Annotated in this window: 15 protein-coding genes, 2 pseudogenes and 1 riboswitch; of the genes and pseudogenes, 8 read left to right on the top strand and 9 right to left on the bottom strand. The window is 62.0% G+C overall.

All coding sequences use genetic code 11. The features are described from left to right. Nucleotides 1–213: 213 nt before the first annotated feature. Nucleotides 214–776: pseudogene (locus ATY29_RS10640) on the top strand (hypothetical protein). A 231-nt stretch (nucleotides 777–1,007) separates the two neighbouring features. Here ATY29_RS10640 and ATY29_RS10635 read toward each other — a convergent pair. From ATY29_RS10635 to ATY29_RS10620, 4 genes are all read right to left on the bottom strand, one after another. Next, nucleotides 1,008–2,075 (bottom strand): 3-deoxy-7-phosphoheptulonate synthase, encoded by a 1,068-nt coding sequence (locus tag ATY29_RS10635; protein WP_097532702.1) that lies wholly within the window; start codon nucleotides 2,073–2,075, stop codon nucleotides 1,008–1,010. Between the two features lie 321 nt (nucleotides 2,076–2,396). After that, entirely contained in the window at nucleotides 2,397–2,978 is a 582-nt protein-coding gene (locus ATY29_RS10630) for a hypothetical protein (protein ID WP_097532701.1), read from the bottom strand. A 60-nt stretch (nucleotides 2,979–3,038) separates the two neighbouring features. Further along, the gene (locus ATY29_RS10625; protein ID WP_097532700.1) at nucleotides 3,039–4,916 is read right to left on the bottom strand and encodes a methyl-accepting chemotaxis protein; all 1,878 of its coding nucleotides are present in this window, start codon (nucleotides 4,914–4,916) and stop codon (nucleotides 3,039–3,041) included. 237 nt (nucleotides 4,917–5,153) lie between these two features. Next, a complete protein-coding gene (locus tag ATY29_RS10620) occupies nucleotides 5,154–6,560 on the bottom strand; it encodes an MFS transporter (RefSeq protein ID WP_097532699.1) in 1,407 nt (468 codons plus the stop codon). Between the two features lie 203 nt (nucleotides 6,561–6,763). Continuing rightward, a riboswitch (cobalamin riboswitch) is annotated at nucleotides 6,764–6,951 on the top strand. Between the two features lie 42 nt (nucleotides 6,952–6,993). Here ATY29_RS10620 and bluB point away from each other — a divergent pair. Then, on the top strand, nucleotides 6,994–7,683 hold the full coding sequence (bluB, locus tag ATY29_RS10615) for a 5,6-dimethylbenzimidazole synthase (protein WP_097532698.1): 690 nt from the start codon (nucleotides 6,994–6,996) through the stop codon (nucleotides 7,681–7,683). Nucleotides 7,684–7,713: 30 nt separating this feature from the next. On the opposite strand, the gene ATY29_RS10610 is transcribed toward bluB, so the two are convergent. Beyond that, nucleotides 7,714–8,811, bottom strand: a complete 1,098-nt coding sequence (locus tag ATY29_RS10610; RefSeq protein WP_097532697.1) for a DUF2865 domain-containing protein — start codon at nucleotides 8,809–8,811, stop codon at nucleotides 7,714–7,716. A gap of 150 nt (nucleotides 8,812–8,961) precedes the next feature. Between ATY29_RS10610 and ATY29_RS10605 the strand changes: the two are divergent. Next, nucleotides 8,962–9,488 (top strand): annotated as a pseudogene (locus ATY29_RS10605) (ribonuclease H family protein). A gap of 15 nt (nucleotides 9,489–9,503) precedes the next feature. Here the strand turns inward: ATY29_RS10605 and ATY29_RS10600 are convergent. Beyond that, complete coding sequence (locus tag ATY29_RS10600; RefSeq protein ID WP_097532696.1) at nucleotides 9,504–11,816, bottom strand: NADP-dependent malic enzyme; 2,313 nt, start codon at nucleotides 11,814–11,816, stop codon at nucleotides 9,504–9,506. A 278-nt stretch (nucleotides 11,817–12,094) separates the two neighbouring features. On the opposite strand from ATY29_RS10600, the gene ATY29_RS10595 reads away from it, so the two are divergent. Beyond that, nucleotides 12,095–13,534 carry an FAD-binding oxidoreductase gene (locus tag ATY29_RS10595; protein ID WP_097532695.1) on the top strand — a complete coding sequence of 480 codons (1,440 nt, stop codon included), beginning with the start codon at nucleotides 12,095–12,097 and terminating at the stop codon, nucleotides 13,532–13,534. Between the two features lie 85 nt (nucleotides 13,535–13,619). Here ATY29_RS10595 and ATY29_RS10590 read toward each other — a convergent pair whose 3' ends face one another. Continuing rightward, entirely contained in the window at nucleotides 13,620–14,180 is a 561-nt protein-coding gene (locus ATY29_RS10590; protein ID WP_097532821.1) for a TetR/AcrR family transcriptional regulator, read from the bottom strand. 232 nt (nucleotides 14,181–14,412) lie between these two features. Between ATY29_RS10590 and ATY29_RS10585 the strand changes: the two genes are divergently transcribed. Then, entirely contained in the window at nucleotides 14,413–15,591 is a 1,179-nt protein-coding gene (locus tag ATY29_RS10585) for an efflux RND transporter periplasmic adaptor subunit (protein WP_193550352.1), read from the top strand. A 5-nt stretch (nucleotides 15,592–15,596) separates the two neighbouring features. Next, on the top strand, nucleotides 15,597–18,749 hold the full coding sequence (locus ATY29_RS10580) for a multidrug efflux RND transporter permease subunit (protein WP_097532694.1): 3,153 nt from the start codon (nucleotides 15,597–15,599) through the stop codon (nucleotides 18,747–18,749). Between the two features lie 57 nt (nucleotides 18,750–18,806). Here ATY29_RS10580 and ATY29_RS10575 read toward each other — a convergent pair whose 3' ends face one another. After that, nucleotides 18,807–19,556: a histidine phosphatase family protein gene (locus ATY29_RS10575; RefSeq protein ID WP_003569036.1), complete on the bottom strand. Its 750-nt coding sequence runs from the start codon at nucleotides 19,554–19,556 to the stop codon at nucleotides 18,807–18,809. Nucleotides 19,557–19,745: 189 nt separating this feature from the next. Here ATY29_RS10575 and ATY29_RS10570 point away from each other — a divergent pair, with 189 nt between their 5' ends. After that, complete coding sequence (locus ATY29_RS10570; protein WP_003569035.1) at nucleotides 19,746–20,588, top strand: UDP-2,3-diacylglucosamine diphosphatase; 843 nt, start codon at nucleotides 19,746–19,748, stop codon at nucleotides 20,586–20,588. Nucleotides 20,589–20,766: 178 nt separating this feature from the next. Further along, entirely contained in the window at nucleotides 20,767–21,984 is a 1,218-nt protein-coding gene (locus tag ATY29_RS10565) for an MFS transporter (protein WP_097532693.1), read from the top strand. Here the strand turns inward: ATY29_RS10565 and dgcA are convergent. Further along, nucleotides 21,936–22,919, bottom strand: a complete 984-nt coding sequence (dgcA, locus tag ATY29_RS10560) for an N-acetyl-D-Glu racemase DgcA (RefSeq protein ID WP_097532692.1) — start codon at nucleotides 22,917–22,919, stop codon at nucleotides 21,936–21,938. The genes ATY29_RS10565 and dgcA overlap by 49 nt on opposite strands. Nucleotides 22,920–22,923: the final 4 nt, after the last annotated feature.

The following is a 22,923-nucleotide window of genomic DNA, read 5'->3' as shown; positions in this document are numbered from 1 at the left end:
TCGAACACTTTGCTTGGAACCGTTTCAGAAACGGGCTGTCTTTTAACGCCAGCGGCGGCCATCAGCCAGAACAGTTATTCATCTTCGTAATTATGGGAGAAATATTGTGACCTGAATATCAGTGCTGTCCTGGCTGGTAACGACTGGTCGTCCACTGCTCCTGCTCGCTCTTTTGGCATCCGCAAACATGAAGATGAACCTGGAGGTATAGACTTGCTGGCTGCCTTGAGATGTGCGTGGACGCTGCGTGGTTTCACGATCGCCGGCTCCGTGGTGGCAATGGGTTTCACGCTCGCAGGATGTTCATATATTTTTGTCCGTGGTGTCGAGGGAAGCTACCTCGCAACGGGTACTCCGGTGCTTGGAAAGGTGACTGCGAGGAACGAGAGTGAGGAGATGGGGGAACGATCGAGATCGGCTCGGCCGAAAGGCAGCAATGCAAGGGTCGCTACAAAGTATCGCAGGTGAAGACAAATTTCTGGAAGCTGGAGACCGGCGAGCGAACCTATCGCGGGAAGATCTACTGTCTGGATGGTCGAGCAGGGGCATTTGAACTCATATCGAAGGATAAGGGGAAAACCGGCTCGATTACCGGCGAAATCAATGGGGAGGCATTTCAACTCGATATGTTCGAATCGAAGAGCCGTGAGTGCATGACTGACGAATGCAGATGGGGCTTGAAGTGGACTTACGAGAAAGAGCGCGACGACATGCGTATTTATTACAGGGTCGCGACTGAACACGAGCCCGATTCAATGCACCCATGGCTCTATTAAATCTGCTACTATTCCGTGTGTCGGTGATCCGGTCCCGAGCTCCGCCCATGATGGCGAGGCGGTGGGTTAGTAGCCACGTTGCTCGTATCAGTTTCAAATCGGAATTTGGATCGATCATCCGGGCGTGAGTTATGAAGCCCTATCCGGTAGGCTTACCCGTGAGATAACTGGGTTGGCCCCCACCGCCCTGTTGGGCGGCGGGTGTCTGCCCGCCGCGCTTGATGCTGTCTATCAGGCTGCGACGACTGCCTTGCGCCGCGCGCGGGCGGATTGCGCCAAGTCTTCCAGGGTCGTCATCGACATGTCCCAGTCGATGCAGCCGTCGGTGATGGACTGGCCGTAGACCAGCGGCTTGCCGGGGACGAGATCCTGGCGGCCGGCAACCAGGTTGCTCTCGATCATCATGCCCTTGATGTGACTGTTTCCGGCGGCGACCTGCGCGGCCACGGATTTGACGACGCGCGGCTGGTTCATCGGATCCTTGCTGCTGTTGGCATGGCTGGCGTCGATGAGGATGCGCGGGGTCACGCCAAGCTTGACGGCTTCGCTGACCACCGCTTCGACATCGGCCGCTTCATAGTTCGGCTGCTTGCCGCCGCGCAGAATGATGTGGCAGTCCTCGTTGCCTGTCGTCGAGGCGATCGCCGCCTGGCCGTCCTTGGTGACGGCGGGGAAATGGTGCGGCTGCGATGCGGCCAGGATCGCGTCGAGCGCGACGCGGGCGCTACCATCGGTGCCGTTCTTGAAGCCGATCGGGCAGGAGAGGCCGGAGGCGAGCTGGCGATGGATCTGGCTTTCGGTCGTGCGCGCGCCGATTGCGCCCCAGCTGACAAGATCGGCAATATATTGCGGCGTGATCGTGTCGAGGAATTCGACGCCGGCCGGAAGGCCCATGGCATTGATGTCGAGCAGCAGGCGCCGGGCGATGCGCAGCCCTTCCTCGATGCGGTAGCTGCCGTCGAGATGCGGATCGTTCATCAGGCCCTTCCAGCCGACGGTGGTGCGGGGCTTTTCGAAGTAGACGCGCATGACGATTTCGAGGTCGTCGGAGAAGCGCTGTCGCTGCTGCTTGAGCCGCTCGGCATATTCACGGGCGGCAATCGGGTCATGGATAGAGCAGGGGCCGATGACGACGATCAGGCGATCGTCTTTGCCCTGGAGAATTTTATGGATCGCATCGCGATTGCTGGTCACGGTCTCGGTGACCACGTCGTCGCGGTGGATTTCCGCAATGATATCGGCGGGTCTGGTCAGCGGGGTGATCTCGAGGATTCGCAGATCATCAATGGTATCGGACACGGTATGGCTCCTGTTTGGTCATACCGGGCGAAACAAAAAAAGCCGCCAGGTAGACTAGCGGCTGTTCGGGTTGTCGTCGCGTCGACTTCAGTTACGCATAGACCCGCATCCGCTGGGAGCAGCGGTACCAATAAAATCGCGAGGCGTAGATCGAAGCGTTCGACATGAGGCGTATGTAACGTCACGGCCGCCTGATGTCACGCAGAATTTACGACCTGAAAATCCGGCTCCTGGGGGACCACTAATCGCCTCCGCAGGGAGACAAAAAGCATATCGCCCAGAAGTGCGCTGCTTCCGGGCGATATCACACAGAAGCTGAGATCAGAGAGCGTCGACGTTGACGCCGACGGTGATGGCGCCGATCGGCGTTCCCTTGTCATCGGATATCGTGACGCTTGCCTGCGACTGCAGCGTCTGGGTCGATTCATCCTTTTCGATCTCGTCGACGAAGACGGCCTCCTTGCCGGCACCGAAGGACTTCTGGAACTTGCCTTCGTCACCCTGCCAGTAGTCGGAGGTCGGATCGCTTTGACCGACGTTCAGGCCCTTGGCATCCATGACGAAGATTTCCGAAATCTTGCCGTTGGAAGCAGCCTTCTTTTCCTGAAGGAATTTCGACAGCGCATTGCCGAGAACGCCGTCGATCATCGAATGGTCGGAGCCATCGACTTCGGCGCGCCACTTCTTGTCGAGGGCGTCGATATCGGCCTGGCCGAGATTGGCGTTTGCGACGTTCTGCGCCTTGATGGCCTCGATGATAGCAGGGTCATTCAGCCAGGGTTTTACGTCGCTCGTCACGTAGTCGGAGATTGGGGCAAGCTTGGCATCCTGCGCCATGGATACGCTCATAGGCACGGCGACTGCGGTGCAGGCCAAAAGAAATGCGGTCACAACTTTCTTCATAACGGTTCCCTTCCCGATTTTGGGGTGTTGAGGATTAAAGCTTAGCGAACGAAGTCGGCGTCAGAACTCTTCCCAAGCTCCGGGAGAGGCGGCGACGGCGGCGTTACCCGCATGGCGCTGCGAAAAGTTCCTCTGTTCCGGGCGGGGTTGACGAATGCTCGGTTGAGCGGATCTGGGCTGGCTGGCGGCAGAGACGGCAACGGTGAACCTGCCGGCCGAGTCCTGCAGAAGGCGTCCCTGCGTGCGCAGTTCCTGGCAGGCCGCGTTAGTCTCTTCGACCATGGCTGCGTTCTGCTGTGTGGCCTGATCCATCTGATTGATCGCACCGTTGATTTCCTGCAGACCCGTCGCCTGTTCGCGATAGGAGTGGACAATCGACGCGATGCTGTCGCTGATGCGGTTGATCTGCTCCTCGATCTTCAAGAGGGCATCGCCGGTCTCGTTCACCAGCCCGACGCCGGCTGCCACTTCCTGGCCGGAGACGTTGATCAGGTTCTTGATTTCCTTTGCCGCATTGGCGGAGCGCTGGGCGAGTTCCCGCACTTCCTGTGCGACGACGGCAAAACCCTTGCCGGCTTCGCCGGCACGGGCGGCCTCGACGCCGGCATTCAGTGCCAGCAGGTTCGTCTGGAAAGCGATTTCGTCGATGACGCCGATAATGCGGCCGATCTGGCTCGATGAGGTCTGGATCCTATCCATCGCTCCGATCGCATCGCGTACCACCGTTGCCGAGACATGGGCGCTGCGCTTGGTTTCCTCGACCAGCTTGCCGGTATCTTCGGCCCGCTGCGACGAGGTTCTGACCGTCGTCGTTACCTCATCAAGGGCCGCGGCGGTCTGTTCCAGGGCGGCGGCCTGTTGCTCAGTCCGCCTGGCGAGCTGATCGGCGGAGGATGCCAGCTCGCTCGAGCCGCCTTCAACCGCGACGGAGGCAGTCTTGATTTCCGTCAGCGCGGCTGCGACCGCATGAACCATATTATTGAAATCCTGCCGCAATTTATCGAATTCTGGGCCGAGATCGGCGAGCTGTATCGAGAAATCGCCGGCGGCGAGTTTTTCCAATTCATTTGCTAGCGCTGTCATGACCAGCCGCTGAGCGTTGCTGGCCTCTTCCGTCAACAAGGTGTTGCGCGCCCGTTCGGCGTCGAACGAGGCGCTCTGTTCGGCCGCTGCTTGCTCTCTTTCGACCTTGGCAATCGCCTCATTGCGGAAAACTTCCAAGGCACGTGCGAGGAAGCCGATCTCGTCACCATTTTCCCGGTAGGTGACGGGAGAGGCCAGATCGCCCTTCTGCAACGCGCTGATTCTTTCACTGAGAATTCTGAGGGGGCGGCCGACGAGGCTGCGCATGGCGAGAAGAAAGGCGACAACGGCCATGGCGGTAATCGCGAACTGCGTCAGCAGCGAAATCAGGACCTTCTGCTTGACTTCGGCAGCGATTTTTTCGATCGACCAGTTGGTGACGACGTAGCCGGTGGCCTTGCCAGACTTATCCAGCGGAAGCGGCGCAATGATCGTGACCACGCCGGCAGATATTCCGCTGTCATCGATCGTCGTTTTTTCGGGCTTGGTGCTGAGGCGTTTCGCCAGATCGGCCGGTGCGGGCAGACCGTCAATGCCGTCGCGCGTCCACGTGTCGACGGCGGCAGGTTCCGCGTTGAAGGCAGCAAACTGCACCAGGTCGAGCGAGGGATCGTCGCGGTAGAGCGAATAGGCCTCGCGAACGGCGTTCGCCTTGCCCCATTTTACGCCGCCGGCAGCCAGGGACGCAAACTGCTCCGCATCCTTGGACCAGTTCGCCTTGGCGCCATCGATCAACGCCCTGGTTTCGTACATCCAGGTGTAGGTTGCAAAAGCGGAGATGCCGCAAAGGTTGACGGCCACGATAATCGCCGCCAGCTTGGCTGTCAGAGGCATCGTTTTCAAAAGTTGGAACATGCCGCGGGGGCCTCGAAACGCAGCTCAGTCGGATATGTTCTCGACCAGCCTATCAACACGGGCATCCACGCCGGCAGTCGCAGCATGAGCACTCATGCCCATGTCCCCCTTGCGACCCAAAACGCGCAGACGCAGTGTGTCTTTGATGTGTGAATAAATCATAAAGTAGAATGGGATACCGGCGCGGACCGGCGTTTCGGCCGGCCTTGATCGCCGAGAGCTGCTTTTCTTGCGAAATTAGGGGCTGTTTTCCGCCATGGCCCCGTCGGGCTCGATCCCGCGATGCTTGCGGCGGCGCGTCGTCAGCTCCGCGCCGGCATCGCGCGGCAGGCGCAGGAAGGTGATGCAGGCCAGCGCCGAAATGGCAGAGACGCTGAAAAAGGCGATGTGGAAATCCGAAACCAGCAGCCTGCCGCCGTGGAGACTGCTCGAAATTTCCAGGATGCTGCCGGCAATCGCCACACCCATCGCCATGGAGATACGCTGGGCAACAGCGTTGATCGCGGTCGCCTGGCTGCTGTCGGCATCGTCGACATCGCCGAAGGCCATGGCGTTGACGCCGGAAAAGGCCATGGAGCGGAACAGGCCGCCGATCAGCAGGCAGGCCATGATCAGCGGCAGCGGCGTTGCGACGGTGAAGAGCCCGTTGATGCCGAGGAAGATTGCCGCCAGCAAGGTGGTGATCGATATGACGGTTCGGAAGCCGAAGGCATTGAAGGTGCGCGAAGCGGCGAATTTCGACCCCATCGAGCCGAGCGCGCTGACGAAGGTGACCGAGCCCGATTGCAACGGCGTCAGGCCGAAACCGAGCTGCAGCATCAGCGGCATCAGAAAGGGCAGAGCGCCGAGGCCCATGCGGAAATTGGAGGCGCCGAGGATAGCCGCCCGGAACAGCGGGTAGCGGAACATTTTCGGATCGAGAAGCGGATGGGGCGCGCGGCGGGCATGCAGAAGGTAGATAGACCCGGCAAGGATGCCGATCGCCACGGTGATATAACCGTAGATGATGGGCACGGCCGGCAGGCTGATGACCGACAGGCCGAAGACGAAGCCGGAAAAGCCGATGCCGCAAAGGAAGAAGCCGGGAAAATCCATCGGCCGCGGACTGCGCGGCTCGACCGCCGGCAGGAAACGCGTGACGAGGATAATGCCGGCGACGCCGATCGGGACGTTAATCCAGAAGATCCAGTGCCAGGTGAGATAGGTGGTCAGAAAACCGCCGATCGGCGGCCCCATGATCGGGCCGATCAGGGCGGGAATGGTAAGCCAGGCCATGGCATCAACGAGTTCGTGGCGCGGCGTTCCCCGAACCAGCAGCAGGCGGCTGACCGGCGTCATCATCGAGCCGCCGGCGCCCTGGATCAGCCGCGAGACGACGAAAGCGGCGATCGAATTGGAAAAGGCGCAGGCGACCGAGCCGAATATGAAGACTGAGATTGCCAGGCGGAAGATGTTGCGCGCGCCGAAACGATCGGACATCCAGCCGCTGATCGGGATGAAGATCGCCAGCGCCACGAGATAACTGGTGACGGCAAGCTTCAGCGCAATCGGCGACGTGCCGATATCGGCCGCGATGGCCGGCAGGCTAGTGGCGATCACGGTCGAATCCATCTGTTCCATGAACAGGGCGACCGCAAGGATCATGGGCGTCAGGCGGGGCACGGGCAACCGGGGTGCTGCGAGGGACTGCATCGTCCATACGCCGTCGGCGATGATAAGGCCATAGAAACGATCGATGAAGGGGTTTGCCGAGCTGCTTCAAACCGACGCGGGGCGGGGTGAGCTCATTATTGCGCTTCGCTTTCGACTGCGCCATCGGAGCGGCCTTGCCGCAGCACCCGTTTCCTGAAATAGATGCGCCGTCAGGTGCCCGCCGTCAAAGCGGGAGAATCGGGAATCCGGTGCAAGACCGGAACGTGCCCAACGCTGTAAGGCCGACGCTTGCCGCATAGAATGCCACTGGCCGCAAGGCCGGGAAGGCTGCGGCAGGCGGATGAAGCCAAGTCAGAAGACCGGCCTGGCAAGATAGACCCAACCCGCGCGGACGGCGGGCGGTTGCGTTGTTGGGGATTTGACGATGCGACCCTTTGATGAGGATGCCCTGTCAGTGGCGTCCGGTTTTTCCTTGGCTGAACGCCAGGCCGTTTATCACGCGATCATGACGCGGCGCGACGTGCGCAGCCAGTTCCTGCCCGACCCGTTGCCCGACGATGTCGTGGCGCGGCTGCTGACGGCCGCCCATCATGCGCCCTCCGTCGGCTTCATGCAGCCGTGGAATTTCATTCTGGTGAAAAGTCCAACTGTGCGAGCGCGCATCCGGGACGCTTTTGCCAAGGCCAACGAGGAGGCGGCATTAATGTTCGAGGGCGAGCGGCGGCAGGCCTATCGCTCGCTCAAGCTCGAAGGCATCGTCGAGGCGCCGCTCGGCATATGCGTGACCTGCGATCCCACCCGCAGCGGCAGCGTGGTGCTGGGGCGCACTCATAATCCGAGGATGGACAGCTATTCCACAGTCTGCGCGATCCAGAATCTCTGGCTAGCGGCCCGCACTGAGGGGATCGGCATCGGCTGGGTTAGCATCTTTCGGGAAGGCGACCTGAAGAGCATTCTCGGCATACCCGAGCATATCGAGGTGGTCGCCTGGCTCTGCGCCGGTTTTGTCGATCGGCTCTATGACCAGCCGGAACTCTCCGTCAAAGGCTGGCGGCAGCGGCTGCCGCTCGAGGAGCTGGTGTTTCATGATGGCTGGGGGCGCAGCGAGCGCTGAACGGCGTCGCTTCGAACCCGGCTCGGCCAATCACTGCTGTTGCGGCTGCGGTCCCGGCGTTGCCGGATTGGCGAGGTCGATCGAGCCCTGATCGCCGGCGAGGAACTGCGGGCCGACCTGGCGGACCTTGCTCTTCGTGGGGTCGTAGGGACGTTCCGGAACCGATGGCTGCGGCGCGGCGGCCGCAGCGGCATCCTTCGCCGGCGGATTGGTGTGGATGGTGGTGATCGAGCCCTGCTGCGGCGGTTGGCTCACCGCCTGCTTGCCGCGCATCTCGTCGTAATAGGCGGTGAGATTGCAGGCGCAGGAGGTCTTTTCGCCAGGTGTGCGGTTCTTGTAGGCAAAGGCGTTCTTCATGGCGCTGTAGGGCGTGCCGGTTGCAACCGAGATCATGTTCGAGGCCTCGGTACTCGTCACGTCGCGATAGAAGAGTTCCGTCTCGATGCCGGGGCACATCTTGGCGCAGGTCTCGGCGTCGCGGCCGAAATCGACCGAGGTGGCGTTCGAGCTGATCGGAAAGAAACCACCGTCGCAGCTGCGCACGCACATGGTGCTGACAGGCGACATCATGTCGGCCCGCGGCAGGCCGTAACGCGGGTCGACCTCTCCACCGCCGCCGAGCGGGATGAAGGTATCGGAGCGCATTGCCTGTTCCTCGACGCTCGGAGCGGGGTCGTTGGCGCTACGCTCGTCGGGCGCATAGAAGTTTTCGCTGTTGCAGCCGTTGCGGTCGAGCGCGGCCATCAACTCGCGGCGGGCGCCGTCATCACCGCCGCCCTGGGCGCGCAGCTCGGCGCGGCGGTCCTGGAGATAACGGATATTGTCGATCATCCGGGCTTCGGCCTGCGAGAGCTCGTCGCAATAATCGGCATTTTCGCCGCCGATCACCACCATGCTGCCGGAGGTGCAGCCGTAGCTGCGCAGGTCGTTGCGAACCTTGCGCAGTTCAAGGTTCTGCTCGGCCATGGCGCTGGCATATTGGCGGGCTTCCGGGCCGTTGCCGTTGCCGATCGATCGCGGCAGATCGGCGAGGCGGCCGCGCAGATCCTCGCAGATGACGCTGGTCTGCGCGGCGGCGGGCGCCGCGATGGCAAGAAGAAGCGCAAGAGACAGGTTTCGGCGTTTCACGGCTCGTTCCGGATGAGAAAGTGTCGATGGGTCACTGGCGACTTCAACCGGCCGCGCGTTTTCCCTTAACGTGTTTCTCTTAATAAGCTCAGATGAAATCCTAGCGTATTTTCGCGACCTTATCCAGTAATCGCCCGAGACCCGGTGAAAATGACAGGCATTCCCGACGAGATCCGATCCTCCGCACCGGCATCAGGCGCACCGGGCTCCCAACACGGCCTTCACGTCTTCGCGGACGGTTGTTACGAGCCCGGTTCCGGGAATGGTCGTTTGTCGCTTATCGCGATGCGGTGGAAATTGCCGCCGATTACGGTGGCGTTGAAGATTCCAGCAATAATGCGATGGAATTGACCGCCGTTCTCAAGGCAGCCATGTGGATCAATAGCCAAACAACTGGCGAACGCGCGGTCATCTGGTCCGATTCCATCTATGCCGTCAAAGGCTGCAACAGCCGGCGACATATCTGGAAGAACAACGACTGGAAGAAAAGCAGCCCGAACGGGAATGGGCGAAGGCGAACGATCGACAATGCGGAGCTCTGGAAAGCGGTCGATCTTCAGCTATCCCGGAACGCCCTGGTGAGCATTGCCTGGTGCAAGGGCCATTCGGGAATTATCGGCAACGAACGCGCGGATGTGCTCGCGGACAATGGGCGCCTGTCGATCCCGGGTGGCTGATATGTTCGCAGCCGGCTAAGCCGGCTGCGACGCCTCGACGACGGCCAGCGCCGCCATGTTGACGACGCCGCGGGAGGTGACCGAGGGCGCGAGGATGTGGGCGGGAAGGGCGGTGCCGAGCAGGATCGGGCCGACATGCAGGCCGTCCGTCATCGACTTCACCACACCAAGCGTGATGTTGGCGGAGTCGAGGTTCGGGAAGACCAGCAGATTTGCTTCATCGTGCAGCGTCGTATCCGGCATGACGCGTTTTCGCAGCGCTTCGGTGATAGCGCTTTCGCCATGCATTTCCCCATCGACCTCGAGATCGGGCGCGGTGTCGCGCACCAGCTGCAGGGCGTTGCGCATCTTCGTGGCGCTTTCGGATTCGCGCGAGCCGAAATTGGAATGCGAGACGAGCGCAGCACGCGGGGTGATGCCGAAGCGGCGGATTTCCTCGGCCGCCAGCACCGTCGACTCGGCAACTTCCTCAGCGCTCGGATTGAAGGTGACGTAGGTGTCGGTGAAGAAGGTGGCGCCGCGCTGCGAGATCATCAGGCTGAGGGCGGAGAAATCGCGGACATCCTTGCGTTTGCCGATGATCTGGCGGACGTCGCGCAGATGCTTTTCGTAGCGGCCTTCCAGGCCGCAGATCAGCGCATCGGCCTCGCCGCGCCTCAGCGCCAGCGCGCCGATGACGGTGGTATTGGTACGCACGATGGTGCGCGCGGCTTCCGGGATAACACCGCGGCGGCCGACGAGGGAGAAATAGAGATCGACATATTCGCGGAAGCGCGGATCGTCTTCCGGATTGATAACTTCGAAATCCTGCAGCGGCCGGATGCGCAGGCCGTAGCGCTTCAGGCGCGTCTCGATGACCTGCGGGCGGCCGATCAGGATCGGTTCGGCGAGGCCTTCTTCGAGCAGCACCTGGGCGGCGCGCAGCACACGTTCGTCCTCCCCTTCGGAGAAGATGACGCGCTTGCGCTCTGCGGCCTTGGCTGCAGTGAAGATCGGCTTCATGACGAAGCCGGAGCGGAAGACGAAGCGGTTCAGCTGATCGAGATAGGCGTCGAAATCCTGGATCGGGCGGCGCGCCACGCCGCTCTGTTCGGCAGCCTTGGCGACCGCAGGCGCAATGCGCAGGATGAGGCGGGGATCGAAGGGCGAGGGGATCAGGTAATCCGGGCCGAAGACCGGGGTTTCGCCGGAATAGGCGCGGGCGGCGACATCGGACGGTTCTTCGCGGGCCAGCGCGGCGATGGCGCGCACGGCGGCCATCTTCATTTCCTCATTGATCGTCTCGGCGCCGCAATCGAGCGCGCCGCGGAAGATATAGGGGAAGCAGAGGACGTTGTTGACCTGGTTGGCGAAATCCGAGCGGCCGGTGCAGATCATCGCGTCGGGACGGGCGGCGCGGGCAAGATCCGGCATGATCTCCGGCGTCGGATTGGCGAGCGCCATGATCAGCGGCTTGTCGGCCATCTGCGCCAATAGCTCGGGCTTCAGCACGCCGGCGGCCGACAGGCCGAGGAAGACGTCGGCGCCGCCGATATTTTCGGCCAGTGTGCGCGTGTCGCTCTTCTGGGCATAGACGGATTTCCATTCGTCCATCAGCTCGGTGCGGCCCTCATAGACGAGGCCTTCGAGATCGTGCACCCAGATGTTTTCGCGTTTTGCTCCAAGAATGACCAGCAGGTTCAGGCAGGCAAGGGCGGCGGCCCCGGCGCCGGAGGCGACGATCTTGACGTTTTCGATGGCCTTGCCGGCGAGTTCCAGCCCGTTGAGGATCGCGGCGGCGACGATGATCGCCGTGCCGTGCTGGTCGTCGTGGAAGACGGGGATCTTCATCTTCTCGCGCAGGCGCCGCTCGACCTCGAAACATTCCGGCGCCTTGATGTCTTCGAGATTGATGCCGCCGAAGGTCGGCTCCAGCGAGGAGACGGTCGAGACCATCTGGTCGACGCTTGCGGCATCGATTTCGATATCGAAGACGTCGATGCCTGCGAATTTCTTGAAGAGCACGGCTTTGCCCTCCATGACCGGTTTGGAGGCCAGCGGACCGATATTGCCGAGACCGAGCACGGCGGTGCCGTTGGAGATGACGGCAACGAGATTGGCGCGCGAGGTATATTCGGCCGCCATTTCCGGATTGTCGCGGATGGCAAGGCAGGGGGCGGCGACGCCGGGGGAATAGGCAAGTGCGAGGTCGCGCTGGTTGCCGAGCGGCTTGGTCGCCTGGATCTCCAGCTTGCCGGGGCGGGGGTAGCGATGGAAGAACAGCGCCTGCTCGTCGAGATCGCCGCTCGTCAGGTTCTTGTCCGTTTTGGATTTTTCCTGGTGATCCATTGCCGCCTCCGTGCACGTCTTTTTGGGAGTTCCCTCCATACATCAATCGGATACGGGCGACAGTATGGAAATGAGGGATGGGGGAAGTTTTCGTGAGTTGGGCATTCGTGGGATACCCCTCGGCCCTGCCGGGCAGAGGGATATCCCAGGTACCGCCAATGGACGGATCGCCGCGTGGGCCGCGGCTAGCTAATCCCTTTGGAAAACTTGTTTGACGGCCGCTGCAAGCGCAAGATGCGGCCGCGACGGTGCGGGGCGCCGGTCGCATGGAGGAAATCATGGACAATTTGAACCTGACGACCCTGCAAAAGGGGCAGACGATGGTCAATGACGTGGCCATCGATGCATTTGCCGCCGGATTTCGTGGCAATCTCCTGACCAGCAAGGATATGGATTACAACGAGGCTAGGGCGATCTGGAATGCAATGATCGACCGCCGGCCCGGCCTGATCGCGCGTTGCGCCGGTGCTGCCGATGTCGTGCGCGCCGTGCGGTTTGCACGCGACAATAATCTGCTCGTTTCGGTGCGTGGCGGTGGGCACGGCATTGCCGGCAACGCCGTCTGCGAGGGCGGCGTCGTCATCGACCTGTCGGCGATGAAATCGGTGCGGGTCGACCCGGAGATACGCCGCGCCAGGATCGAGCCGGGCGCAACGCTTGCCGATGTCGACCAGGAAACGCTGGCCTTCGGGCTGGTGCTGCCGACCGGCATCAATTCCACCACCGGCATCGCCGGCCTGACGCTCGGCGGCGGCTTCGGCTGGCTGACCCGCAAATTTGGGCTGACGATCGACAATCTGGTCTCGGTCGATGTGGTGACGGCCGATGGCGAGCTGGTCAAGGCGAGCGAGACGGAAAGGCCGGACCTCTTCTGGGCCTTGCGCGGCGGCGGCGGCAATTTCGGCGTCGTCACCTCCTTCGAGTTTCAGCTCAACCCGCTCAATACCGAGGTCCTCGCCGGGCTGGTGGTGCATCCTTTTGCCGATGCGGAAAAGGTGTTGAGGGAATATCGGCAGGCGCTGGAAGCGGCACCCGATGAACTGACCTGCTGGGTGGTGATGCGCCAGGCGCCGCCGCTGCCCTTCCTGCCGGCCGAATGGCACGGCAAGGAAATCGTGGTGCTCGCCATGTGCTATTGCGGAGACATCGCGGCGGGGGAAAAGGCGACGGAAAGATTGCGGGCAATCGGAAAACCGATCGCCGATGTCGTCGGCCCGGTGCCGTTCACCGGCTGGCAGCAGGCATTCGATCCGTTGCTGACGCCAGGTGCGCGCAACTACTGGAAGAGCCAGGATTTCGCCTCGCTTTCGGATGCGGCGATCGAGGTGCTGCTCGACGCCGTGCGCAAATTGCCGGGGCCGGAATGCGAAATATTCGTCGGCCATGTCGGTGGTGCTGCCGGCCGCATTCCCATCGAAGCCACCGCATTTCCGCAGCGCAGCTCGCATTTCGTCATGAATGTGCATGCGCGCTGGCGGGAGGCGGGGATGGATGCAAGCTGCACCGGCTGGGCGCGTGAGCTGTTTGAGGCAACCAAGCCGCATGCCGTCGGCACCGCCTACATCAACTTCATGCCTGAGGATGAGTCCGATCGGGTCGAAATGGCTTACGGCGCCAATTACGCCCGGCTTGCCGAAATCAAGCGGCACTACGATCCGAACAACCTGTTTCGCATGAACCAGAACGTGAAGCCGATGGCGGCGGTGCGGCCTGCGTGAGGGTCTGGAGATATCCGAGTTGAAGTCTCCGCCGCGCGTTCAGTTTGACGCGCGGCCCTCCTGGCAGTGACGAGCCGGCTGATTGTCACCTGTCGGTGAGTTCGATCAGTTCCTGCAATAGACTGGCGTCGTCGGAACCCGCATGGTCGTCGGGCCTGAGAACGTGGGCAAGCCATGCACCGTCCGCGGCCAGGCGCACGATTTCGAGCCGGGTTCCCGTGTCGGTCGCGGCGTGCTTGATGAGGCGGTCATTCATCCATCGGTGCCAGAGGCTTTTGGAGTAGGGGTCGGCAAGCACGGTCATGGTCTGCGCCGACCATGGGCTGTTGTTTTGCGCGCGGTCGGCAAACAGGGTGCGGACATAGGCGCGGGTGAATGTGCCGTGGCCGCCCTCGTCCTTTTCCAATTCCTCGTCGATCTCGCGATCCAGGTTTTCCATCATCCCGTCGAAGACGGCCTCGATGAGAGCCTGCTTGTTGGGAAAATGATGAAACAGGCCGCCCTTGGTCACGCCGGCAGCAGTGGCGACAGCCTGCAGGCTGACGGCGGAAAGACCATGTTCGAGCGCCAGTTTCGTGGCGCAATCGAGAAGAGCCTGCCGTACAACATCAGGCTGTTTCTTTCTGTTCCGGGGGCTATCTATCAATGGGTGATCCGTGTTCGCGCGGCGCCTGATGATGAGGGCGCCCAAGAGGTCAGTATCACTCTCGGGATCGCAGTGCCATGGGAACTCGTGAAGTGATTTCACTATCATACCAACCGGTAGGTATCTTGAAAATCGAAAAAATATCGATTACCTGTCGGCTCAGGAGGCCCGCCGAACGTCATTTCGGCGGGCTGTGCTTTTTTGGACCTCAGTGGGACCATCAGGAAGGCTTATGAACATGCTTTTTCACACGAAATCATTGCGTTGCGCGCTAACGCTGGCGCTGATCGTCGCCGCCGGCCTGCCGGCTTACGCTCAGGAAGGCGGCGCGATGCCGCCGGCCGCCGTCAGCGTCCTGACGCTTAATGCGCGTCCGGTGCCCGTTGTCAGCGAATTGCCCGGCCGCATTGCCGCGACGCGGGTTTCGGAGGTGCGGGCCAGGGTTTCCGGCATCCTGCAGGAGCGGGTCTTCGAGCAGGGCAGTCTCGTTCACCAGGGTGACGTGCTCTACCGGATCGATCCGGCGCTGTTTCGGGTTCGCGTCGCAAGCGCCGAGGCAAGCCTCGAGCGCGCCAAGGCGACGCAGACCAACGCCCGGCTGCAGCTCGACCGCCAGAAGTCGCTGCGCGACCGCGATGTCGCAAGCGGTATCGAATATGATACGGCGGCCGTCGCCCTTGCCCAGGCCGATGCCGATGTGGCGCTGGCGCAGGCAGCACTCGACGAGGCGAAGATCAATCTCGGCTATACCGAAGTCCGGGCGCCGATCTCAGGCATCATCGGCGGTGCGCTGGTAACCGAGGGCGCACTGGTGACCGCCGATGCCGGCGATGCGCTGGCGATGATCCAGCAGATCGACCCCGTCTATGCCGACTTCACCCAATCCTCCGGCGATCTGCTGGCGCTGAAGCGGGCGGTCGAGAACGGCAGCCTCGCCTCGACGGAACCAGGCAAAGCCGACATCAAGCTGATCTTCGACGACGGCACGGTCTACGGTCAGTCCGGAAAGCTGCTCTTCAGCAGTGCCAGCGTCGATGCGACGACGGGGCAGGTCACCCTGCGCGGCGAATTCCCCAATCCGAAGGGTGATCTGCTGCCGGGCCTTTACATCAGGGTCCGCATCGAACAGGCCGTCCGCGAGAAGGCGATCCTCATCCCGCAACGCGCCGTCATCCGCGCGGCCGACGGCAAGGCGCAGGTCTATGTCGTCGAGCAGGGAGATGTGGCGCAGCCGCGCGACGTCGAGCTCGGTCAATCCTCCGGCAATGAATGGGTGGTCGAAAGCGGCCTGTCCGCGGGCGAGCGCCTCGTCGTCGACGGTGTGCAGAAACTGCAGCCGGGTGCCAAGGTCGCGCCGGAAGAGTGGCGTAGCGGCGAAGTCGCGTCCGGCGACGCCAAGAAGCCGGAGTAAGATCGATGGCACGTTTCTTTATCGATCGCCCGATCCTTGCCTGGGTCTTTGCGATCTTCATCTCCATTGCCGGCCTGATCGCGCTGCCGTTTCTGCCGGTCGCCCAATATCCGAAGGTCGCACCGCCGCAACTCAGCATCACCACCAGCTATCCCGGCGCATCGCCGCAGGACATCTATCAGGGTGTCACCCGGCAGATCGAGGAAGAGCTGAACGGGGTCGAGCACCTTTCCTATTTCGAATCGACCTCCGACACTTCGGGTGCGATGACGATCACCGCGACCTTTGCAGCCGGCACCGATATCGACCAGGCTTCGGTCGACGTTCAGAACGCCATCCGCCGGGTCGAACCGCGGCTGCCGCAGTCCGTCAAGGATCAGGGCATCACGGTCGAGGAGGCGTCGTCAGGCTTCCTGATGTTCATCTCGCTGACATCGACGGATGGGAAGACCGATGAGGTGGCGCTCGGCGATTATCTCAACCGAAACGTCATCGGCGAGCTGCGCCGTCTTGACGGCGTCGGCCGCGCGCAGCTGTTTGCATCGCAGCGGGCGATGCGCATCTGGATCGATCCCGACAAGATGGTTGGCCTCAACCTCACGGCATCCGATATCAGCACGGCGATTTCGGCGCAGAATGCCCAGGTCGCGGCAGGCCAGATCGGCGCGGCGCCCAATCCGATCTCGCAGGACCTGACGGCGACGGTGCTGGTCAAGGGTCAGCTGACCGATACCAAGGAGTTCGGCGATATCGTTCTGCGCGCCAATGCCGACGGCTCGAACGTCAGGCTGAGCGACGTCGCGCGCATCGAAGAAGGCAGCGAGAGCTACAGCTTTTCCACCCGGCTGAACGGCCAGCCGAGTGCCGCCATCGCCATCCAGCTGTCGTCGACCGGCAATGCCGTCAGCACCTCCAATCTGGTCAAGGCGAAGATGGAGGAGTTGTCACGATTCTTCCCTGAGGGCGTTGAATATTCCGTTCCCTACGACACCAGTCCGTTTGTGTCCGCATCGATCGAGAAGGTGGCGCATACGCTCGCCGAAGCCGTCGCGCTCGTTTTCATCGTCATGCTCATCTTCCTGCAGAGCTTCCGCTACACCATCATTCCAACGCTTGTCGTACCCGTCGCTCTGCTCGGCACGCTTGCAGTGATGTTTGCCGCAGGCTTCTCGATCAACGTGCTGACGATGTTTGCGATGGTGCTTGCCATCGGCATTCTTGTCGACGACGCCATCGTCGTGGTCGAAAATGTCGAGCGGCTGATGGCGGTGGAAGGGCTGTCGCCGAAGGAGGCGACCAAAAAGGCGATGCGGCAGATCACCGGCGCCATCCTCGGGATCACGCTGGTGCTCTCCTGCGTCTTCGTGCCGATGGCGTTCTTCCCGGGCTCGACCGGCATCATCTACCGCCAGTTCAGCCTGACCATGGTCGTCTCGATCTTGTTTTCGGCCTTCCTGGCACTGTCGCTGACGCCGGCGCTCTGCGCCACCTTCCTGAAGCCGATCAAGGGCCATCACGAGAAGAAGGGTATTGCCGGCTGGTTCAACCGCAATTTCGACCGGCTGACCGGCCGTTATGCCCGCACCGTCGGCGGACTGGCCAAGCGATCCTGGCGGGTGATGGCCGTCTATGTCGCGCTGGTCGTCGGGCTCGGTTATCTCTTCGTCAACCTGCCGAGCAGCTTCGTGCCGGATGAGGACCAGGGCTTCCTGATCGTCGACGTGCAGGGACCGCCTGAGGCGAGCCGCAACCGCACGGTGGCCTCGCTCGAAAGCATCGAGACGATCTTCAAGAAGGAGCCGGCGGTAGCCAACGTCGTCGCCATTCAGGGCTTCAGCTTTTCGGGGCAGGGGCCGAATGCCGCCCTGGTGTTCGTCACCCTCAAGGACTGGGCCGAACGCGGCGCAGGCAATTCGGTGCAGGAGATCTCCAACCGCACCAATATGCAGCTATTCGCGTTGAAGGATGCGACATCCTTCGCGCTGTCGCCGCCGCCGATCGAAGGCTTCGGCACCACCAACGGGTTCACCTTTCGCCTGCAAGACCGCGGGGGCAAGGGCCAGGCGGCACTGACCGAGGCCGCAGGAATGCTGCTCGGCAAAGCATCTCAGAACCCCATCATCGCCGGGATCCGTCCGGAAGGCATGCCGGATTCGGCCCAGCTGGTGCTGGTCATCGACCGCGAAAAGGCAAATACCTTCGGCGTCGCCTTCGCCGACATCAACAACACGATCACCTCCAACCTCGGTTCGAGTTATGTCAACGACTTCCCGAATTCGGGCCGCATGCAGCGCGTCATCGTGCAGGCGCAGGACAAGAGCAGACTTCAGGCCGAAGACCTGATGAAGCTCAATGTCCGCAATGCGAGCGGCGGCATGGTGCCGCTGTCATCCTTCGCGGTGGCCGAATGGCAGAAGGGACCGGCGCAGATCGTCGGTTATAACGGCTATCCCTCGGTTCGCATTTCGGGCGCCCCGGCCCCCGGATATTCATCGGGTGCGGCGATCGCAGAAATGGAACGGCTGGCCTCGGAGCTTCCCGACGGTTTCGGCTTCGAATGGACCGGCCAGTCGCTGGAAGAACTGAGATCGGGATCGCAGGCGCCGTTCCTGTTCGGCCTCAGTATCCTTTTTGTCTTCCTGCTGCTGTCGGGACTTTACGAGAGCTGGTCCATTCCGCTGTCGGTGATGCTGGTCGTCCCGCTCGGCGTGCTCGGCTGCGTGCTCGCGGTGATGAGCCGCGACATGTCCAACGACATCTACTTCAAGGTCGGTCTGATCGCGATCATCGGATTGTCGGCGAAGAACGCCATCCTGATCGTCGAATTCGCCAAGGACGGCTTTGCCGAGGGGAAATCGCTGATGGATGCCGCGATCGAAGGCGCTCGTCTTCGCTTCCGGCCGATCATCATGACCTCGCTCGCCTTCACCTTGGGGGTGGTGCCTCTGGCGATCGCCACCGGGCCAAGCGCCGCCAGCCAGAACGCGATCGGCACCGGCGTGCTCGGCGGCATGGTCTCGGCAACGGTGCTGGCGATCTTCTTCGTTCCCGTCTTCTTCGTCTTCGTGCTGCGTCTGTTGAGGACGAGACGGCCGGAGGCGGCGAAGGAGGAGGCTTCGGCGGGGCAGGAACCGGCGACGGTGACGTCGCCGACGTAAATGACGCGTCACCTCACGTGAAGAGTTGGCGGGTTGCCTTTGTAACCCGCCGGAGACCTACCCGGCGGTCTTCGGGGTGATTGTCACGTCGGCGCCATAGGCATCGCGCAGATCATCTTCCTGTCCCGGCTGCCGGTCAGCGGCCTGGTGCAACAGGATCGACTCGTATCCTTGCAAGCGCGTCCCTTCAATCAGCGTGACATCGGCGTTTCCGGGGTTGTCGGAACGCTCGAACCACTCGACAGGGCGGTGCAGAAAATTCATTTCGACCGCCCGGTTGGTGACGCCATGGCCGACGATGACGACGTTGTCGCTGCTGTTTTCGGCCTCGCGCATGACGGTCTGAAGGAAGAGGCGCACCCGCTGGGCCACATCCGCCCGGCTTTCGCCATCCGGCGGCCGCGCGTAGAACTTGCCGCTGTTGCTGCGTAGCCTTGCCCATTTTTCGAATTCTTCGGGAAATTTCTGCTTTTGTTCGGCGTGGTCATAGATTTCGGTGAAAAGACCGAAATCCTGCTCGCGCAGCAGGTAATCCTCCCGGATCTCGCCGACGACGCTTTCCGGCAAGGCTGTGAGCAGGGCATCCTTGCTCTGCCGTGTCCTGAGGAATGGCGAGTACCAGATCTGCAGCTTGCCGAAATCCGCGCCCGGCAATGCCTTCAAATAGGAGGCGATGGCGCCGCCGGCTTCCACCGCCTGGCGATGGCCCCATTGCGTCAGCGGCACGTTGTGATCGCCGAATTGGCGATAGGCCCGTTCGTTGAGGTTGCCGAGAGATTCGCCGTGGCGAACGAGAAAGAGACGCATCAGCCATCCCGCATTGTCGGATATGGAATCGCCGTCATCATGAACGCGCGCGATGGAGAGGGCAACATTGCCGGGAGGAAGCAGCCGACGATACGCTAGCTGCTTGCGTGGGATGGGGTTTGCAGGGCTTTTTCCCCAGTTTGTCATCTTCCTGAAACACGAGTCTGGTTTTGGAAGGCTAGATGAAAGATGGGGCATGAGCAGCAGCTCATGATAGACATGATGGAACCCAGACATTTCCGCACGCTCTTCATTTCCGATGTCCATCTCGGCTCGAAGGCCGCGAAGGTTGATTTCCTCCTGGATTTCCTGCGCCACCACGAGGCCGATACGATCGTTCTCGTCGGCGACATCGTCGACGGCTGGCGCCTGAAGCGCAGCTGGTACTGGCCGCAGGTCTGCAACGATGTCGTTCAGAAGCTTCTGCGCAAGGCGCGCAAGGGCACGCGCGTTGTCTATATTCCCGGCAATCACGACGAATTCCTGCGCGATTTCCCAGGCATGCATTTCGGCGGCATCGAGGTCGTCGATCGCATGATGCATGACGGCGCCGACGGCAAAAAATACCTGATCCTGCACGGCGACGAATTCGACGTCGTCGTCCGCAACGCGCGCCTGCTCGCCTATCTCGGCGACTGGGCCTACGACACGGCGATCCGCATCAACATCCTCTTGGCCGCCGTTCGCCGCCGCCTCGGCATGCCCTACTGGTCGTTCTCGGCCTGGGCGAAGCTGCAGGTCAAGCATGCTGTCAACTTCATCGGCGAGTTCGAGCGCGTCGTTGCAGAGGAAGCCCGCAAGAACGGCGCCGACGGCGTGATCTGCGGACACATCCATCATGCCATCATCCAGGACATGGACGGCATCCGCTATATCAATACCGGCGATTGGGTTGAAAGCTGCACGGCGGTCGCCGAACATGAGGACGGCACCTTCGAACTGATCACCTGGCGGGCGCTCGCCAGCAGCGTGCCGGCGCTTGTTGCCCTCGAGCATCTCGAAGATGCAAAACTGGCCCCCCAGGCTGCTTGATTTTGGCCGCGTGATTTTGACGCCGGCGCATCCGCGCCGCGCTCCCAGTGATTTAGCCGTTACCGCCAGGTGACAGGCCCTATTTATTTTCTAAAACGTTTCAGTGGGGCTATTTCTCGCAATAGTCGCCTCCTGGGTGGTGTGTTAGGACAACGATCAGTTTCCTTCAGGTCCACCGATGATTCCCGCTCAACATTCCCCGAGTGAGGGAGCGCCGCCGCGCTTCCGGCTGCTCAGCGCGCTTTCCTATTGCGCCCCGCTGCTCGTCAACGGCATCGTTCTGCCGTTCTTTCCGGTCTGGCTCGCGACCCACAGCTTCAGCGACCACGAGATCGGCATCATCCTTGCCATACCGATGGTGGTTCGCGTGCTGGTGGCGCCTGTCGTGGCCATGATCGCCGACCGTCTGAAGGAACGCGCCGACGTGCTGCTCTGGTCGGGCGGCCTGTCGCTGCTGACGGCGATCGCGCTTTTCTGGACGACCAGCTTCTGGCCCGTGACGATCGTTTACGCGCTGCAGGGCGCCACCTTCGCGCCCTATGTGCCCGTCGTCGAATCGATCGTCATTTCGGGCGTGCGCCGCTGGGGGCTCGATTACGGGTCGATGCGCGTTTGGGGCTCGATCGCCTTCATCGTCTCGACGCTAGTCGGTGGCCAGATGGTCAGCCGGTTCGGCGGCGGAATGGTGCTTGTCGTCATGGTGTTCGGCTTTGCCATGACCGTTGTAATGGCGATCTTCTGTCCGCGCATCGGGCCGACGCGGCGCCGCGGCCAGCCGATCAACATTCCAGCCGCTACCGGCAGCGGGCTGCGCGAGCCGCATTTGCTGCTGCTTTTGATCGGTGTCGCCATCCAGCAGTCGAGCCATGCGGTACTCAACGCCTTCTCCTCGATTTATTGGCATCAGCTAGGCTTTTCAGGCGCTCAGGTCGGCCTGCTCTGGAGCGCCGGCGTTGCTTCCGAGGTGACGGTGTTCTTCCTGTCGAAGCGCCTCAACCGGCGCTTCAACGCCTGGACGCTGATCCGCTTCGGCTGTGCCGTCAGCGTCTGCCGCTGGATCCTGTTTCCCATGAATGCGGGTTTTGCCGGTTTTTTCCTGCTGCAGTGTTTTCACGGCTTCACCTATGCCTTCGTGCATACGGGCGTGCAGCGGCGGATGATGGCGACGGTGCAGGAGACGCAGGAATCCTCGGCGCAAGGCGCCTATTTCTTCTATGTCGGCATGGCGATGGCGCTGATGACGCTGGCGTCGGGTTATCTCTATGCCTGGCTCGGCGTCGTCAGCTATTACGTCATGGCGCTGGTCGCATTCTCCGGCCTCGGCCTTGTCATCTTGGCCTACTACCTTCAGCCCCAAAGCGTGCTTTCGGGCGGAAAGACCAGGGAAGCGGCGTAGCGCAGGCCGGGTTCGCGATCGCGGGCAAGCAGCAGCGGACCGTCGAGATCGACGAAATCGGCATTCTGGGCGAGCAGCGCTGCGGGCGCCATGGCCAGCGAGGTGCCGACCATGCAGCCGATCATGATGCTGAATCCGAGGCGTTCGGCCTCGGCCTTCATCGCCAAGGCTTCCGTCAGGCCGCCCGTCTTGTCGAGCTTGATGTTGATCGCGTCGTAGCGGTCGGCAAGGCTTGCGAGATCACCGGTATGGTGGACGCTTTCGTCGGCGCAGACCAGCAGCGGCCGGCGGATTTCAGCAAGCAGCGCATCGCGGCCGGCCGGCAGCGGCTGCTCGACGAGAGCCACACCCGCTTCCGCAGCGATATGGAGATGGCGTTCCAGCACCGCTTCCGGCCAGCCCTCATTGGCATCGAGGATGATGGCGGCGTCGGGTGCGGCCGCACGGACAGCGCGGATGCGGCTTTCATCGTCGCCGGTTCCGACCTTCACCTTGAGCAGCGCGCGGCCGGCATGTTCGCGCGCCTGGGCGGCCATCACCTCCGGTTCACCAAGCGAGATGGTGTAGGCAGTTGTGAGCGGCTTCAGATCGGCAAGGCCGAGACGAGCCGCGACGCTTTCGCCCGTTCGTTTCGCTTCGAGGTCCCAGAGGGCGCAATCGACGGCATTGCGAGCAGCGCCCGGCGGCATCGCCGACAAAAGGTCGCGGCGCGAGATGCCGGCCTCGACCAGCGGACGCGCGGCCTCGATCTGGGCGAACACGCTCTCCATGGTCTCGCCATAACGGCGATAGGGCACGCATTCGCCAAGCCCGCGCGCACCGTCTTCGGCGAGCGCGCAGGTGATTACCTCGGCCTCGGTCTTGGCGCCGCGCGAGATGGTGAAGCTCCCGGCAATCGGAAAGGAATTCATCTGAATATCGAGGGTGCGCGGCATTATT

This window comes from Rhizobium hidalgonense (assembly GCF_002914525.1).
Taxonomy (GTDB): Bacteria; Pseudomonadota; Alphaproteobacteria; order Rhizobiales; family Rhizobiaceae; genus Rhizobium; species Rhizobium hidalgonense.
The sequence above is the reverse complement of the archived record's forward strand: the minus strand, read 5'-3'. Positions and strand labels throughout refer to the sequence as shown.

Bases quoted from the DNA above. Each gene is read 5' to 3' on its own strand.
- ATY29_RS10580 (WP_097532694.1), top strand. From the start codon at position 15,597: ATGGCACGTTTCTTTATCGATCGCCCGATCCTTGCCTGGGTCTTTGCG.
- ATY29_RS10585 (WP_193550352.1), top strand. From the start codon at position 14,413: ATGAACATGCTTTTTCACACGAAATCATTGCGTTGCGCGCTAACGCTG.
- ATY29_RS10630 (WP_097532701.1), bottom strand. From the start codon at position 2,978: ATGAAGAAAGTTGTGACCGCATTTCTTTTGGCCTGCACCGCAGTCGCC.
- ATY29_RS10625 (WP_097532700.1), bottom strand. From the start codon at position 4,916: ATGTTCCAACTTTTGAAAACGATGCCTCTGACAGCCAAGCTGGCGGCG.
- dgcA (WP_097532692.1), bottom strand. From the start codon at position 22,919: ATGCCGCGCACCCTCGATATTCAGATGAATTCCTTTCCGATTGCCGGG.
- ATY29_RS10570 (WP_003569035.1), top strand. From the start codon at position 19,746: ATGGGGCATGAGCAGCAGCTCATGATAGACATGATGGAACCCAGACAT.
- ATY29_RS10565 (WP_097532693.1), top strand. From the start codon at position 20,767: ATGATTCCCGCTCAACATTCCCCGAGTGAGGGAGCGCCGCCGCGCTTC.
- ATY29_RS10575 (WP_003569036.1), bottom strand. From the start codon at position 19,556: ATGCGTCTCTTTCTCGTTCGCCACGGCGAATCTCTCGGCAACCTCAAC.
- ATY29_RS10595 (WP_097532695.1), top strand. From the start codon at position 12,095: ATGGACAATTTGAACCTGACGACCCTGCAAAAGGGGCAGACGATGGTC.
- bluB (WP_097532698.1), top strand. From the start codon at position 6,994: ATGCGACCCTTTGATGAGGATGCCCTGTCAGTGGCGTCCGGTTTTTCC.
- ATY29_RS10600 (WP_097532696.1), bottom strand. From the start codon at position 11,816: ATGGATCACCAGGAAAAATCCAAAACGGACAAGAACCTGACGAGCGGC.
- ATY29_RS10620 (WP_097532699.1), bottom strand. From the start codon at position 6,560: ATGATCCTTGCGGTCGCCCTGTTCATGGAACAGATGGATTCGACCGTG.